The organism is Oceanimonas pelagia, assembly GCF_030849025.1.
In the GTDB taxonomy this organism is placed as follows: Bacteria; Pseudomonadota; Gammaproteobacteria; order Enterobacterales; family Aeromonadaceae; genus Oceanimonas; species Oceanimonas pelagia.
The window spans coordinates 3,499,582-3,513,807 of record NZ_CP118224.1 but is presented as its reverse complement, the minus strand read 5'-3'; the positions used below and the strand labels follow the sequence as shown (position 1 = coordinate 3,513,807).

The 14,226-nt window shown below is 61.6% G+C and carries 17 protein-coding genes; 9 read left to right on the top strand and 8 right to left on the bottom strand.

Annotated features, from left to right (window positions below):
* Window position 1: 1 nt before the first annotated feature.
* From cyoA to PU634_RS16770, 3 genes are all read right to left on the bottom strand, one after another.
* Window positions 2–910 (bottom strand): ubiquinol oxidase subunit II, encoded by a 909-nt coding sequence (gene cyoA, locus PU634_RS16780; protein WP_306761979.1) that lies wholly within the window; start codon window positions 908–910, stop codon window positions 2–4.
* Between the two features lie 168 nt (window positions 911–1,078).
* On the bottom strand, window positions 1,079–1,492 hold the full coding sequence (locus tag PU634_RS16775; RefSeq protein WP_306761978.1) for a hypothetical protein: 414 nt from the start codon (window positions 1,490–1,492) through the stop codon (window positions 1,079–1,081).
* Between the two features lie 127 nt (window positions 1,493–1,619).
* Complete coding sequence (locus PU634_RS16770) at window positions 1,620–2,228, bottom strand: LysE family translocator (RefSeq protein WP_306761977.1); 609 nt, start codon at window positions 2,226–2,228, stop codon at window positions 1,620–1,622.
* A 152-nt stretch (window positions 2,229–2,380) separates the two neighbouring features.
* Here PU634_RS16770 and yjjG point away from each other — a divergent pair, with 152 nt between their 5' ends.
* Window positions 2,381–3,058, top strand: a complete 678-nt coding sequence (gene yjjG / locus PU634_RS16765) for a pyrimidine 5'-nucleotidase (RefSeq protein ID WP_306761976.1) — start codon at window positions 2,381–2,383, stop codon at window positions 3,056–3,058.
* Window positions 3,059–3,063: 5 nt separating this feature from the next.
* Here the strand turns inward: yjjG and pyrE are convergent, their stop codons facing one another.
* A complete protein-coding gene (gene pyrE / locus PU634_RS16760) occupies window positions 3,064–3,705 on the bottom strand; it encodes an orotate phosphoribosyltransferase (RefSeq protein WP_306761975.1) in 642 nt (213 codons plus the stop codon).
* A 50-nt stretch (window positions 3,706–3,755) separates the two neighbouring features.
* Window positions 3,756–4,478 (bottom strand): ribonuclease PH, encoded by a 723-nt coding sequence (gene rph, locus PU634_RS16755; protein ID WP_306761974.1) that lies wholly within the window; start codon window positions 4,476–4,478, stop codon window positions 3,756–3,758.
* A gap of 153 nt (window positions 4,479–4,631) precedes the next feature.
* Here rph and PU634_RS16750 point away from each other — a divergent pair, with 153 nt between their 5' ends.
* Window positions 4,632–5,495, top strand: coding sequence for a YicC/YloC family endoribonuclease (locus tag PU634_RS16750; protein WP_306761973.1), 864 nt, complete (start codon window positions 4,632–4,634; stop codon window positions 5,493–5,495).
* Between the two features lie 60 nt (window positions 5,496–5,555).
* On the opposite strand, the gene PU634_RS16745 is transcribed toward PU634_RS16750, so the two are convergent.
* Entirely contained in the window at window positions 5,556–6,167 is a 612-nt protein-coding gene (locus PU634_RS16745) for a TetR/AcrR family transcriptional regulator (protein WP_306761972.1), read from the bottom strand.
* Between the two features lie 190 nt (window positions 6,168–6,357).
* Here PU634_RS16745 and PU634_RS16740 point away from each other — a divergent pair, with 190 nt between their 5' ends.
* Window positions 6,358–7,056: a glutathione S-transferase family protein gene (locus PU634_RS16740; protein WP_306761971.1), complete on the top strand. Its 699-nt coding sequence runs from the start codon at window positions 6,358–6,360 to the stop codon at window positions 7,054–7,056.
* 126 nt (window positions 7,057–7,182) lie between these two features.
* Entirely contained in the window at window positions 7,183–7,971 is a 789-nt protein-coding gene (locus PU634_RS16735) for a glycosyltransferase family 32 protein (protein ID WP_306761970.1), read from the top strand.
* 3 nt (window positions 7,972–7,974) lie between these two features.
* On the opposite strand, the gene PU634_RS16730 is transcribed toward PU634_RS16735, so the two are convergent.
* On the bottom strand, window positions 7,975–8,283 hold the full coding sequence (locus PU634_RS16730; protein WP_306761969.1) for a DUF6482 family protein: 309 nt from the start codon (window positions 8,281–8,283) through the stop codon (window positions 7,975–7,977).
* A gap of 306 nt (window positions 8,284–8,589) precedes the next feature.
* Here PU634_RS16730 and gmk point away from each other — a divergent pair, with 306 nt between their 5' ends.
* From gmk to PU634_RS16705, 5 genes are all read left to right on the top strand, one after another.
* A complete protein-coding gene (gmk, locus tag PU634_RS16725; protein ID WP_306761968.1) occupies window positions 8,590–9,219 on the top strand; it encodes a guanylate kinase in 630 nt (209 codons plus the stop codon).
* Between the two features lie 49 nt (window positions 9,220–9,268).
* On the top strand, window positions 9,269–9,544 hold the full coding sequence (rpoZ, locus tag PU634_RS16720; protein ID WP_094278314.1) for a DNA-directed RNA polymerase subunit omega: 276 nt from the start codon (window positions 9,269–9,271) through the stop codon (window positions 9,542–9,544).
* A gap of 93 nt (window positions 9,545–9,637) precedes the next feature.
* The gene (spoT, locus tag PU634_RS16715) at window positions 9,638–11,746 is read left to right on the top strand and encodes a bifunctional GTP diphosphokinase/guanosine-3',5'-bis pyrophosphate 3'-pyrophosphohydrolase (RefSeq protein ID WP_306761967.1); all 2,109 of its coding nucleotides are present in this window, start codon (window positions 9,638–9,640) and stop codon (window positions 11,744–11,746) included.
* Window positions 11,747–11,865: 119 nt separating this feature from the next.
* Window positions 11,866–12,906 (top strand): alpha/beta fold hydrolase, encoded by a 1,041-nt coding sequence (locus PU634_RS16710; protein WP_306761966.1) that lies wholly within the window; start codon window positions 11,866–11,868, stop codon window positions 12,904–12,906.
* A 16-nt stretch (window positions 12,907–12,922) separates the two neighbouring features.
* Window positions 12,923–13,717 carry a Cof-type HAD-IIB family hydrolase gene (locus PU634_RS16705; protein WP_306761965.1) on the top strand — a complete coding sequence of 265 codons (795 nt, stop codon included), beginning with the start codon at window positions 12,923–12,925 and terminating at the stop codon, window positions 13,715–13,717.
* On the opposite strand, the gene PU634_RS16700 is transcribed toward PU634_RS16705, so the two are convergent.
* Window positions 13,714–14,166, bottom strand: a complete 453-nt coding sequence (locus tag PU634_RS16700) for an EVE domain-containing protein (protein ID WP_306761964.1) — start codon at window positions 14,164–14,166, stop codon at window positions 13,714–13,716. The two genes, PU634_RS16705 and PU634_RS16700, sit on opposite strands and share 4 nt — an antisense overlap.
* Window positions 14,167–14,226 lie beyond the last annotated feature (60 nt).

Below are 14,226 nucleotides of genomic sequence, written 5' to 3'. Positions count from 1 at the left end.
ATTATTTCTCAGCCTCCATCATGGTGCTGGCTGACAGGTGATGTTGATGCTCATCGCCCGCAACCGGGTGATGATCCTTCATGAACTTCATCACAACATCGTGGAACAGGCCCTGGCTGACATCGCCAAAATATTCCACCGGGTTGTTTTCACTGGGCTCGGCCAGCTGCTGGTAGGCCGCCATGTCGAGGGTGTGCTGGTCGGCCTTCACCTTCTCCACCCAAGCGTCAAAGCCGGCCTCGTCGGGGGTGGCGATGGCGTCAAACTGCATGCCGGTAAAGCCTTCGCCGCTGTAGTTGGCGGAGATACCGTCGTAACGGCCGGGCTCGTTGGCGATCAGATGCAACTGGGTCTCCATGCCCGCCATGGAGTAGATCTGGCTACCCAGTTGGGGAATGAAAAAGGAGTTCATGGTGGTGTCGGAGGTAATGCGGAATTCCACCGGTACATCGGTGGGGAACACCAGCTCGTTGACGGTGGCAATGCCCTGCTCCGGATAGATGAACAGCCACTTCCAGTTCAGTGACACTACCTGCACCACCAGATGGTCCTTGTCGTGCTCAAGCGGCTTGTACGGGTCCAGCGCGTGGGTGGAGCGCCAGGTAATGGTGCCCAGGATCACGATGATGATGATGGGAACCACCCACACCACGGTCTCGATCTTGGTGGAGTGGGCCCACTTGGGTGCGTAGATTTCGTTGCGGCCTTCCCGGTATTTCCAGGCGAAGTACAGCGTCATCACGATCACCGGAATCACCACCAGCAACATCAGGCAGGTGGCGACGATGATCAGATACTTCTCATCGGCGCCGACCTGACCCTTGGGATCCAGCACGCCGCCTTCGCAGCCGGACAGCGCAAAGGACGCCGCCCCTGCCAACAGCAGGTTAACTAACTTTCGAATAAACAAAGGAAACCTTCCCCTATCCCTAAAGGTGCCAGCTTGCCGCACAGCACGGCAAGACAGTTATGGGTATCGAGCGATACTCAGTGGCGGGATCGACCAGGTTGACAAGCGCGATCGGCAAACGCCTGGCGGCAACCGCAGCAGCGTTCTAGAACGGCGTTTGAAACAGGATCAGAACCCGAGAGAGAACATCGGTGGAGCCCGGCAGCTGTGCGCCCGAAGCAGGGCACGGCGAGGCTTTGGAGATGTGAAGAGAGCCGGCCTGGAATGGTGCATTCGCGGCCAGTTAAGGTGTTGCAGCAGCAGATGCAGCAACAGCAGCAGCCACTGCAGCAGCAGTGGTGCAAACACCAGCAGGCTGGTGCAGAGCAGGTGTTTCAGGGCCTCAACGGGGAACAGGTCCGCCAGTTGCGCCTGATACTCAAAAATATCGGCCGACAGTCCGGTCCAGCTCAGCAACCAGTTACCCAGCACCTCCAGCATCATGATGGCACCGAACACCCCGATTCCGTCCACGCCCGCCCCTGGCAGCGACGTCAGGTCGAGCCATGATTCGGCGGTGGGCAGATACAGGATGGGGTTCAACTGCTGGCTTCCGTTGGTTACAAGTAAGACCAAAACCGTGACCGGGTTAACACAGGCCGATTTTTTGACCGCGAAAGGCTACCAAACTTTGATCCAGCACACAACTGTGACACCTGTTATTGGCTAGCTACCAGACCACTTTCGCGGCCAGCGCCAGCAATACCAGGCCGCTGGCCTTGTCGATCAGCGCCGCTTTGGCCCTGAGCCAGCCCAGCACCGGCCCCCGGGACAGCAACAAGGCCACCAGTACATACCAGAGCGCATCGATGCCACCGGCGGTGAGCATCATGATGCCGCCCTGCTGCCAGCCGGTATCGGCGCGCACAAACTGGCTGAACAGGGCCACAAAGAAGATGGCCAGCTGGGGATTGAGAAAGGCCACCATAAAGCCCTCAAAGGCCCCCTGACGACCGCGCACGGCATGGCCGCCGGCCTCGGCCGCCTCCGGCCGGGGCCTTGCCAGCAGCGCCTTGATGCCGAGCCAGGCGAGAAAGGCGGCGCCGCCGTAGCGGATGATATCGAACAGCAGCGGATTGCGGGTGATCAGCAGCGCCAGCCCCAGGGCGGTGATCAGCGCATACAGCCCCACTCCCAGGCCGTGCCCCAGGGCGGTAAGCACGCCGTGGCCCTGACCACCGCGCACCGTGTTGCGGATCACCACCGCCAGGCTCGGGCCGGGGCTGATGGCCCCCATGATGCAGATGGCCGCCAGCGCCAGCCAGCTGGAAAACTCCATGCTCTTTCCTCGTTCAGGCTTGTTTGCGCCCTATCTTAGGGCAGAACCTGACCGGAATTTAAGCATAACTTGCTGCCACTATTGAGTTTGACCGCGTGAGCTTTCTACACTGGGCCCCCTTGTGCGGCCACTTGCCCCGGAGTTCTGACCACATGCGCTACGACTGGATACTGTTCGACGCCGACGACACCCTGTTTCATTTTGACGCCTTTGCCGGCCTGCAACGCCTGTTCGCCGGCTTTGGCGTGCACTTTGATGAACGGGCCTTTGCGCACTACCAGACGCAAAACGCCCCGTTGTGGGTGGCCTACCAGAATGGCGAGATCGGTGCCGCGGAGCTGCGCCACCGCCGCTTTGCCGAATGGGCCGAGCGACTGGCGGTGACCACGGAGCAGCTCAATGACGCCTTTATGAATACCATGGTGGAGGTGTGCACCCTGCTGCCTGGTGCGAAAGAGCTGATTGCCGCCCTGCAAGGCCAGGTACGCTTAGGGATCATTACCAACGGCTTTGCCGCCATGCAGCAGGCCCGGCTGCAGCGGGCCGGCTGGCAACATGCCTTTTCACCCCTGGTGGTCTCGGAGGAAGTAGGCGTGGCCAAGCCTCATGCGGGCATTTTTGACCATGCTCTGGAGCTGATGGGCCACCCGGAGCGCAGCCGAGTGCTGATGGTGGGCGACAACCCCCATTCCGACATTCTCGGCGGCCTCAACGCCGGCCTGCACACCTGCTGGCTCAATGTGCAGGGAGGGCCCGCTCCCGAGGGCATTGCCCCGCACCACGAAGTGGCCTCCCTCGGCCAGTTGCAGCAGTGGTTGCTGGCGGCGTAACGCCGTCAGATGCCGTACTGCTCCCGGTAGGCCCGCACCCGTTCCAGATGCTCGGCCATGGCCGGCTGCTCGCTCAGATACTCGATCAGGTCGGCCAGCGTAATGATGGCGGTAACCTGGGCCTGGTAGTCGCGCTCCACTTCCTGAATGGCGGACAGCTCGCCCTTGCCCTTTTCCTGCCGGTCCAGGGCGATCAGCACGCCGGCGAGTTCGGCGCCGTTGGCCTGAATGATGTCCATGGACTCGCGAATGGCGGTGCCGGCGGTGATCACGTCGTCCACCAGCATGATGCGACCGGCCAGCGGGCTGCCCACCAGATTGCCGCCTTCGCCGTGATCCTTGGCTTCCTTGCGGTTAAAGCAGTAGGGCACGTCCTGATCGTGCACTTCCGCCAGCTGCACCGCGGTGGCGCTGGCGATGGGAATGCCCTTGTAGGCCGGGCCGAACAGCACGTCGTACTGCACGCCCGCATCCACCAGGGCGGCGGCGTAGAAACGGCCCAGGCGGGCCAGATCGCGGCCGCTGTTGAACAGGCCGGCATTAAAGAAATAGGGGCTCTTGCGCCCGGACTTCAGGGTGAATTCGCCAAATTTCAGCACCTGTTTGCTCATGGCAAATTCGATAAACTCACGCTGGTAGGCTTTCATGCTGCTCTCCGCACTGTCATTCAATCAAAAAGTTAACAGGGTTGCCGTGCTCAGCCGGCAATCACCCGACGCTGATGTGCCACCAGCTCATTCACCGCCTTGCTTGCCAGTGCCAGCATGGCCAGCAGCTCGTCGTGGCTGAAGGGGGCCGCTTCCGCCGTGCCCTGCACCTCAATCATGTGGCCTTCGGCGGTCATCACCACGTTCATGTCGGTTTCGGCCCTTGAATCTTCGGTGTATTCCAGATCCGCCACCGCCTGACCATCGACCATGCCCACGGAAATGGCCGCCACCAGGGTCTTGAGCGGGTTGTGCACTATCATGCCCTCGGCCTGCATCCAGTTCAGGGCATGGGCCAGGGCCACACAGGCGCCGGTAATGGCGGCGGTGCGGGTGCCGCCGTCGGCCTGGATCACGTCGCAGTCCACGGTGATGGTGTATTCACCCAGCTTGTCCAGATCCATGGCGGCGCGCAGCGAGCGGCCGATCAGCCGCTGAATTTCCATGGTGCGGCCGCCCTGCTTGCCCCGGGCCGCTTCCCGGTCCATGCGGCTGTGGGTAGATCGCGGCAGCATGCCGTATTCCGCCGTGACCCAGCCCTGACCCTTGCCACGCAAAAAGCGCGGCACGCCTTTTTCCACCGAGGCGGTGCACAGCACCTTGGTGTGACCAAATTCCACCAGCACGGAGCCTTCCGCATGACGGGTATAGTTCGGGGTAATGGTCACGGGGCGAATTTCGTCCGCCGCCCGGCCTGAAGCTCGTTCGGTCATGGTGTTCTCCTGTAGGTCAAAATGGCGCTGCCCGGCGGGCAAACCGGGGCATTATAAAGAAAGCGCCGGGTCAATGCATGCCGCCCGACGTTGGCGCCTGAGCCCGGCTGTGTCACACTTTGTGATTACCCTTTGACACAGAATGGAAAGCACATGATCCACAGCATGACCGCCTTTGCCCGGCAGGAATTCAAACAGGACTGGGGCACCGCCGTATGGGAGCTGCGCTCGGTCAACCAACGCTATCTGGAAACCTACACCCGGCTGCCCGAACAGTTTCGCGGCCTGGAGCCCATGGTGCGGGAAAAACTGCGCGCCCGGCTGCAGCGGGGCAAGGTGGAATGCGCCCTGCGTTTTGAAAGCAACCAGGCCAGCCAGGGTGAGCTGCACATCAACAAGGCCCTGGCCGAGCAGCTGATTGAAGGCGCCACCTGGGTGATGGAGCAGGCCGGCCAGGGCACCCTGAACCCGGTGGACATTCTGCGCTGGCCCGGGGTGATGGAAGCCCAGGCCCAGGACATGGACGCCATCAGCAGCGCCCTGCTTGAGGGGCTGGACGACGTCATCAACGACTTCCTCGCCGCCCGCGCCAGCGAGGGCGACAAGCTCAAGGTGCTGATCGAGCAGCGTCTTGCCGGCATCGAGCAGGAAGTGGCGAAAGTCAGCGCGCAAATGCCCGCCATCATGGAATGGCAGCGCCAGCGCCTGCGCGACCGGTTTGAAGAAGCCAAGATCGAGCTGGACGCCCAGCGCCTGGAGCAGGAAATGGTGCTGCTGGCCCAGAAGGTGGACGTGGCCGAGGAGCTGGACCGGCTCACCGCCCACATCACCGAAACCCGCAAGATCCTCAAAAAAGGCGGCCCCTGCGGCCGGCGCCTGGACTTTATGATGCAGGAGTTCAACCGCGAGTCGAACACCCTCGGGTCCAAATCCATCAATGCCGACATCACCGCCAGCGCCGTGGAGCTGAAGGTGCTGATCGAGCAGATGCGCGAGCAGATCCAGAACATCGAGTAATACGGACCGGCGTCGAATACCCTTAAAGCCTCTGTAAACAGAGGCTTTTTGTTTTTCTGCTCAGGCCGGACTGCTGCTGGCCTGCGGCGCAGATCTCAGGTTAGCAAACACATCGTCAATCATCGCCCGTATGAGCTCATCCCCTTCGTTGGCCCTGGCATAGGCGCGCAGTCCCATCAACTGCATCTGCAGGTAACGAGCCATGTGCTCCGGGCTTTTTGCGGCGTCAATCTCGCCCTCTACCTGAGCCTGTCTCAGCACCCCGGCGAAGGCCGCTTCCATCTCCTTAAGCAGCTGTCTGGCCAGTGCCAGCAAATCCGCATGCTCCGAAGTCAGTTCGGCAATGGTCTTGACCAGCATGCACATGCCGCTGGGAGCCGTTTCCCGACATTCAATCACCACCTCGATGACAAAGCCCCGCAACCCTTCAAGGGGAGATGGCGCCTTATCAACACAGGCCGCCAGACGGGCCCGGCTGGAGCAGGCGTAATGGGTCAGCGCTTCCTGAAACAGGCCTTCCTTGCTGCCAAAGCTCGCATAGATGCTGCCCGGGCGCATATCGATGGCCGCCTGAATGGTGCGCATGGAGGTGGCATGAAACCCCCTGGCCCAGAACAGCTCGGTTGCCTGCCGAATCGCCTGCGCACGGTCGTACTTTGCTTGACTTACCATGATTCATCCTTTTGAACACCTGTTCAATTCTAGCCCGTTACCAGGCCCAATCCTATCGCCATTGCGCAAGAGCGCCGCACTCGATGTGGCATGGGGCATGAACAATCGTTCAAATTTAGCTTGAACGATTGTTCATATCGCGCTTGAATGAGTGTTCAGGCAGTCATCACCCAACCATAAGGACGAAGCCATGATCACTTTTTATTTTCACCACACCCCCAACCCGATGAAGGTTGCCCTGTTTCTGGAAGAAAGCGGCCTGCCCTACCAACTGGCACCGATTGATACCCTCAAGGGTGAGCAGCACACCCCCGCCTACCGCGCCATCAATCCCAACGGCAAGACACCGGCGATCGTGGACGACGGGCAGCGGGTGTTTGATTCCAACGCCATTCTGCTTTATCTGTCGGAAAAAAGCGGGCAACTGGGCGGCGCCCCCGCCTTGCGCGGAGAACTGCTTTCCTGGCTGATGTTCATTGCCACCGGGCTGGGGCCGTATTCAGGGCAATCGGTGCATTTTCGTCACGCCGCTCCGGAAAAGCTGCCCTATGCCATTAATCGCTACCTGCGCGAGGCACAACGCCATTACGAGGTGCTGAATACCCATCTGGAAGGGCGCGACTACATAGTGGGCGACGAGTTCACCATCGCCGACATCGCCGCCTGGGGCTGGATTGACAAGGCCAATGTGGTGCTGGGTGAAGAGGGTCTAGCTCCCTACGCCAATTTGCAGCGCTGGTTCAATGCCATTGATGCCCGTCCTGCGGTGGCCAGGGCCCGTCAGCTGGCCAAACAGGCCAATTTCAAGACCGAGCTGGACGAAACCGCCCGCCGTGCCCTGTATCCACAGAATTACCCGCCGGCCGAACACGAGCAACAGGGGCAGTGACGGACGAACGCTAACCTCTTCCGCTCAAGGAATTCTGTCGCGAGCCGACATTCGCGGTCGGCTCGCGTTTCGAGCATGCTAGAATCACCGGGTTGTTTACGCCACTAACAATCAAATGAGGTTTTCGTGAAGGCGCATATCGTCCTTGTCAGCCGGTTGATCAAGCTTGTTGCCAACATCACCAAGGTGCTGAGTTACGTTTTTCATTACTTTCTGCCCAACAAGCGCTTTACCCTGCCGGCCCGGTCCGGAGCGCTGATTAAAGGGGCGGACAGACCCATTCCCCGCATCATCTGGCAGACCAACTATACCGACAAGGCCACCCTGCCGGTGTACCTCAACTACCTGTTCAACCGCATCATGTCGCCCACCTTTGAGTATCGCTTCATGATCACCGAGGCCCGGGCCGAGTTTATTCAGGCCAACTACTCACCGGAGATTTTTGCGGCCTATTCCCGGCTGCAGATCGGCGCCGCCCAGGCGGACTTCTGGCGGCTGCTGGTGCTGCAGAAGTACGGCGGCGTGTATCTGGATATCGACGCCCACGCGGTGTGGCCGCTGGGCTGCACCATTCGCCCCGAACATGAAGAGCTGTACATCATTCGTCAGCACAACGAGCTCACCAACTACTTTATTGCCAGCAAACCCGACAACCCCAATCTGGCCAGGCTCATCGACCAGGTGCTCACCAATATTCGGGAGAACACCATTCAGGGCGTTTACGACATGACCGGCCCGGGCGTATTCAACCAGGTGCTGGACTACCGGCAGGTGCCCACCACCTGGTATCGCCACACCTGCAGCCAGGGCAGTTTTACCAACGAATATTTTCAGTACATCGACAAGCCCCAGGGCAAGTGGACCAAGGAGCAGCACAAGGTAGACGTGGTACGCCGGGACACACCCGATGGCTGAAGTTCAGCCCTCGGCCTGCCAGCCGGGCCAGGCCAGTGCCAGCTCCATGGGCGGCGCCGTGTGCGCCGTCTGCCCCACCATTTCCTGGTAGGGCGAAGACTGCACCAGCACACAGCGGGCCACGTTCAGCGGGCCCAGCCGCTCGCGGACGTGCTCTATGCTGCGAAAGGTAAGTGTGCTGCCACCGTCCGCCAGTGGCCGGCATTCGCCGCCGATTTCCGCCTCCACCGTATACAGGCTCATGTCGTGAGCATGAATCCTCAGGGTGTCGATGGTGGCGTGCTGCCGCAACAGGATGTGTGTATCCCACATGTTCTGGCTCCTTTTGTCGCCGGTTTCAGACCAGCAACGCAGACCGGAGCGCACCCGAAACCCTTGCATTCGCCAACAATAACTCGGAATTTACGAGGTTTCTTGCAGGAAAAAACTGATAGAGCCGAAGCGAGCTGCTGATCATAATGAAATCTGCGTGGAGGGCACTTCCGCAGCAAGCTATAGTTACTTTTGACTGGTCGTTGCATTCGCAACGGCCATTTTTTTATTTCCGGCTTTCTGGTAGGATTGGCCGCCCCTGATCCCGGCCGGCGGCGCGGGACGTATCACGAACGGGCAAACACTATGGCGCACATCGGAACCCTATTCATTATTTCCTCTCCCAGCGGCGCGGGTAAATCCAGCCTGATCAAGGCCCTGCTCGACCGCCCCAGTGCCGATGGCCGGCTGCAGGTGTCTGTGTCCCACACCACCCGCGACCCGCGTCCGGGTGAAGAAAACGGCGTGCACTACCACTTTGTCGACAAACCCGAGTTCAAGGCGCTCATTGACCGGGGAGCCTTTTACGAGTGGGCCGAAGTGTTCGGCAACTATTACGGCACCTCCCGGGAGTGGATCGATCAGCAACTGGCCCAGGGCATCGACATTCTGCTCGACATCGACTGGCAGGGTGCCCGTCAGATCCGGGAGCAGTCCCCCAGTGCCAAATCCATCTTTATTCTGCCCCCCAGCCGGGAAGAGCTGGAGCGCCGGCTCAATGCCCGCCAGCAGGACAGCGCCGAGGTGATTCAGGGGCGCATGGCCAAGGCGGTGTCGGAAATGTCCCACTACGACGAGTACGACTACCTGCTGGTGAACGACAGCTTTGACCACGCCCTCAACCAGCTCAGCGCCATTATCGAGGCCGAGCGCGCCAACACCGGCAAGCAGACGGTTCGCTACCGCGACTTGCTTTCCCGGCTACTGGCGGAATAAGCTAATATCCATTAGAATTTTGCACCTTTTTTAATCATTGGAGTCTGTTATGGCCCGCGTTACCGTTGAAGATGCCGTAGAACAGGTTGGCAACCGTTTTGATCTGGTGCTGGTTGCAGCCCGCCGCGCCCGCCAGCTGGCTACCCAGGGCAAGGATCCCCTGGTGGAAGAAGAAAACGACAAGCCCACCGTGATCGCCCTGCGCGAAATCGAGGAAGGCCTGGTCAATCACGCCGTGATGGACGCCCAGGATCGCCAGGAACAGCAGGAAATGGAAGCCGCCGAACTGGCCGCCGTGGCCGCCATTACCGAAGGCCGCGGCTGACCCCAGCCTTTAGCATTGCCGGCGGGCCCGTGACACCACGGGCCCATTGCTCTTCAATCGCGTGTTAACGGCATTGATTGTCGGGGTATTCTCTTGTATCTGTTTGAACCACTGAAAGAAATCGCCGTCACCTATCTGCCGCCCGAGCAGATGGAACAACTCAAAGCCGCCTATATCGTTGCCCGCGACGCCCACCAGGGACAAACCCGCTCCAGCGGCGAGCCCTACATTACCCACCCCGTTGCCGTGGCCCGCATTCTGTGTGAGATGCGCCTGGATCAGGAAACCCTGATGGCGGCGCTGCTGCACGACACCATTGAAGACACCCCGGTCACCCGGGAAATGCTCGAAGCACAGTTCGGCACCGCCGTGGCCGAGCTGGTGGAGGGGGTTTCCAAGCTCGACAAGCTCAAGTTCCGCAACCGCAAGGAAGCCCAGACCGAGAACTTCCGCAAGATGGTGCTGGCCATGACCCAGGATATTCGGGTCATTCTGATCAAGCTGGCCGACCGCACCCACAACATGCGCACCCTGGGCGCCCTGCGTCCCGACAAGCGCCGCCGCATCGCCCGGGAAACCCTCGAGATCTACGCCCCCATCGCCAACCGCCTGGGCATTCACAGTATCAAAAACGAGCTGGAAGAGCTGGGCCTGGAAGCCCTCTACCCCATGCGCACCCGGGTGCTGCGGGAGTCGGTGCGCCGCGCCCGGGGCAACCGGCGCGAGATCATCGAGTCCATTCTGGCCGAGATCAAGGGCCGGCTCGACGACGCCCGCATCGAGGCCCAGGTCAAGGGCCGGGAAAAGAACCTGTTCTCCATCTACAACAAGATGGTGAAAAAAGAGCTGCAGTTTCACGAGGTGATGGACATCTATGCCTTTCGCGTGATCGTCAAGGACATCGACACCTGCTACCGGGTGCTGGGCCAGATGCACACTCTGTTCAAGCCGCGGCCGGGCCGGTTCAAGGACTATATCGCCATTCCCAAAACCAACGGCTACCAGTCGCTGCACACCTCCCTGGTGGGTCCCCACGGGGTGCCGGTGGAGGTGCAGATCCGCACCGAGTACATGGATCAGATGGCCGACAAGGGGGTGGCCGCCCACTGGGCCTACAAGCAGGACGGCGAAAGTTCGGGCACCACCGCCCAGGTGCGGGCCCAGCGCTGGATGCAGAGCCTGCTGGAATTGCAGCAGAGCGCCGGCTCGTCCTTTGAATTCATCGAAGGGGTCAAGACCGACCTGTTCCCCGACGAAATCTATGTGTTCACTCCGGAAGGCCGCATTCTGGAACTGCCCAGCGGCGCCACCGCCGTCGACTTCGCCTATGCCGTGCACACCGACATCGGCCACGCCTGCGTGGGCGCCCGGGTGGACCGCCAGCCCTACCCGCTCAGCCAGCCGCTGCACTCGGGCCAGACCGTGGAAATCATCACCGCCCCCAGCGCCCGGCCCAACGCCGCCTGGCTCAACTTTGTGGTCACCTCCCGTGCCCGCACCAAGATTCGCCAGTTCCTCAAAAACCTGCGCACCGAAGAGTCGGTGCTGCTGGGCCGGCGCCTGCTCAACCACGCCCTGGGGGCCAAAAACCTGGAAGACATTCCGGTGGAGCGGGTGGAACAGGTGCTGAAGGACACCAAGCACGGCTCCATTCACAACCTGCTGGCCGACATCGGCCTGGGCAACGCCATGAGCGTGGTGGTGGCCCGCCGGTTGCTGGACGACGCCCCCAGCGAGCGCTCCAGAACCGTGAAGAAAATGCCCATTCGCGGCGCCGACGACATGCTGCTCAATTTCGCCAACTGCTGCCGGCCCATTCCCGGCGACCCCATAGTGGCGCACATCAGTCCGGGCAAGGGCCTGGTGGTGCATCTGGAGTCGTGCAAGAACATTCGCGGCTACAACAAGGAGCCCGACAAGTACCTGGCGGTGCAGTGGGACATGGAGCAGGACTTCGATTACGAGTTCAAGACCGAAATCGGCATCGAGATCATCAACCATCAGGGTGCGCTGGCGGAGCTGGCCAATGTCATTGCCGCCACCGGTGCCAATATTCACAGCATTGCCACCGAGGAAAAGGACGGTCGGGTCTATGTGGTGGATTTGCTGATCACCACCCGCAGCCGCATTCACCTGGCCGACATCATGCGCAAGATTCGGGTGACTCCCAACGTGCTCAAGGTGTACCGTCAGCGCAAATGATTCTTTGGTGAGGGGGATGAGGTGTGAAGGAGTGCTCCCTTTCGCCTCACTCCTCACCGCCCGGCTTTCACGCTACACTGGCCCTATGCCATTCACCCATGAACCGACCGGAGCCCATCATGCTCGCCCGCCTGTTCCTGCTCGGGATCTGCCTTGTCATGAACACCGCCGTTGCTCAAACACCGCGCCTGACCACCGAAGCCGAGCTGGCCGGGCTGGGGCTTGAGGGCCTGCAGCAATACTGGCAGGCCCACGCCGTGGAAGGCCACTTCGCCGGCCAGAATGATCAGCGTCTGCCCTGGGCCGCCCTGCGCAGGCCCGAGCACGGCAGCACCCTGGTGATCGTCAACGGCCGCACCGAGTCCTACCTCAAATACCAGGAGCTGGCACGGGATCTGTTTGAAAACGGCTACAACGTTTACCTCTATGATCACCGGGGCCAGGGCCTGGCCCCCCGGCTGACCGCCGATCCGCTGATGGGCCATGTGACCGACTTCAACGACTATGTGCAGGATCTGGAGCGGTTCATGCAGCAGGTGGTACTGCCCGCCGGGCCGCAGCCGGTGTACCTGCTGGCTCATTCCATGGGCGGCACCATCTCGGCGCTGTGGCTGAGCAAAACCCGAGTACGGGTGCAGGCGGCGGCGCTGTCTTCCCCCATGATGGGCATCTACCTCGGCCCCCTGCCACGCTGGCTGGCCAACGGCCTGGTGACCGTGCTCGGCACCGGCTGCCGCTGGCTGGGACGCGAGGCCTGCTATGCCCCCGGCCAGGGGGGCTACGAGGAAACCCCCTTTGCCGACAACGAGCTCACCCACAGCGAAGTCCGCTACCGGCTGTTCCGCGAACTGTACCGGGAGCGCCCCGAGCTGCAGCTGGGCGGCGTCAGCCTGCACTGGCTGGGGGAAAGCCTGGCCGCCGGTGACCGCACCATCGACCGCGCCCGTCAGATCACCACGCCGCTGCTGGTATTGCAGGCCGGCCGGGACGTGGTGGTGGACAACAAGGCCCAGAACGCCTTCTGCCAGGCTCTTGGGCACTGCGCCGGCGGCGGCCCGCTGGTAATAGAGGGCGCGGCCCACGAGCTGTTTCAGGAGCAGGACGCGCGCCGGCAGCAGGCCCTGAACGCCATTTTCGACTTTTTTGAACAACACCCCTGAGGCACGGAGCACCGCCATGTATGACGTGATCGTCTCCGATCTGGACGGCACCCTGCTGAACAGCCGGCACCGCATTTCCGGCTATACCCGGGAGGTACTGCACGAGCTCACTCGCCGGGGCATCGAGTTTATTGTGGCCACCGGCCGCCACCATGTGGACGTGCGGGCCATTCGCGATCAGCTGGGGCTGAACGTGAGCCTGATCACCAGCAACGGCGCCCGCATTCACGACGCCGACGGCCGCCTGCTGCACAACCGCGCCATTCCGCCAGAGATGGTGGAAGATCTGCTGTTTCGCTTTCGCCTGCCGGGGGTGCACCTCAACCTCTATCAGGGGGATCACTGGCTGGTGGAAGAGCCCCTGCCCGCCCTGCTCGACTTCTGCCCCGACAGCCCGTTTCGCTACCGGGTCACCGATCTCCGGCAACTGCCCGCCGAGGGCGTGGACAAGGTGTTTTACGCCGGCGACCACGCCCAGCTGGAAAAGGTCGAAGACATGCTGCTGGCCCGCTTCGGCGACAAGCTCAACATCACCTTTTCACTGCCCATCTGCCTGGAGGTGATGCACGGCGAGGTGAACAAGGGCTCGGCCATGGCGTCCCTGGCCGCACAAAGAAACACCCCCATGGCGCGGGTACTCGCCTTTGGCGACGGCATGAACGACTATGAAATGCTGCGCCGGGCCGGCACCGGCGTGGTGATGGCCAACGCCCACACCCGGCTGCAGGACGCCCTGCCCCACCATGAGCGCACCCTCAGCGCCGACGAAGACGGCGTGGCCCGCTACCTGGCCCGGGTGTTTGAACTCTAACCCTGCACCATAGCCAGAATGGCTCGCCGCTCGGCCTCGCTGACCGGCATCACCGACAGCCGGTTGCCCTTTTTCACCAGGGGCATGTCGCTCAGGGCCGGGTGGGCCTTGAGCGCCGCCAGGGGCAACAGCGGCAGTTTGCGCTCAAAGGTCAGCTCCACCGCGTACCAGCGCGGCTTGTCCGGATCGGATTTGGGGTCGAAATAGCGGCTGGCCGGGTCAAAGGCAAAGGGGTCGGGAAAACCGGCGCGCACCACCCGGGCCAGGCCGGCAATGCCCACCCGGTTGCAGCTGGAATGGTAGATAAACACCTCGTCGCCTTCCCTGACCTCATCCCGCAGGAAATTGCGGGCCTGATAGTTGCGCACTCCTTCCCACAGGGTGTTGGCGCGGGCCAGATCGTCGATGGAGAAGGTGTCGGGTTCGGTTTTGAACAGCCAGCAGGCCATGGTATTTCCTCTTTTTTGTTGCGCCGCCCGCTGGCGGCGTGCGTTGCCCTGTGGCAACCT

What these genes read in the sequence shown, in the direction of transcription:
- PU634_RS16770 (WP_306761977.1), bottom strand. Translation starts at nt 2,228, where the DNA reads ATGGAGTTTTCCAGCTGGCTGGCGCTGGCGGCCATCTGCATCATGGGG.
- yjjG (WP_306761976.1), top strand. Translation starts at nt 2,381, where the DNA reads ATGCGCTACGACTGGATACTGTTCGACGCCGACGACACCCTGTTTCAT.
- pyrE (WP_306761975.1), bottom strand. Translation starts at nt 3,705, where the DNA reads ATGAAAGCCTACCAGCGTGAGTTTATCGAATTTGCCATGAGCAAACAG.
- rph (WP_306761974.1), bottom strand. Translation starts at nt 4,478, where the DNA reads ATGACCGAACGAGCTTCAGGCCGGGCGGCGGACGAAATTCGCCCCGTG.
- PU634_RS16750 (WP_306761973.1), top strand. Translation starts at nt 4,632, where the DNA reads ATGATCCACAGCATGACCGCCTTTGCCCGGCAGGAATTCAAACAGGAC.
- PU634_RS16745 (WP_306761972.1), bottom strand. Translation starts at nt 6,167, where the DNA reads ATGGTAAGTCAAGCAAAGTACGACCGTGCGCAGGCGATTCGGCAGGCA.
- PU634_RS16740 (WP_306761971.1), top strand. Translation starts at nt 6,358, where the DNA reads ATGATCACTTTTTATTTTCACCACACCCCCAACCCGATGAAGGTTGCC.
- PU634_RS16730 (WP_306761969.1), bottom strand. Translation starts at nt 8,283, where the DNA reads ATGTGGGATACACACATCCTGTTGCGGCAGCACGCCACCATCGACACC.
- gmk (WP_306761968.1), top strand. Translation starts at nt 8,590, where the DNA reads ATGGCGCACATCGGAACCCTATTCATTATTTCCTCTCCCAGCGGCGCG.
- rpoZ (WP_094278314.1), top strand. Translation starts at nt 9,269, where the DNA reads ATGGCCCGCGTTACCGTTGAAGATGCCGTAGAACAGGTTGGCAACCGT.
- PU634_RS16710 (WP_306761966.1), top strand. Translation starts at nt 11,866, where the DNA reads ATGCTCGCCCGCCTGTTCCTGCTCGGGATCTGCCTTGTCATGAACACC.
- PU634_RS16705 (WP_306761965.1), top strand. Translation starts at nt 12,923, where the DNA reads ATGTATGACGTGATCGTCTCCGATCTGGACGGCACCCTGCTGAACAGC.
- PU634_RS16700 (WP_306761964.1), bottom strand. Translation starts at nt 14,166, where the DNA reads ATGGCCTGCTGGCTGTTCAAAACCGAACCCGACACCTTCTCCATCGAC.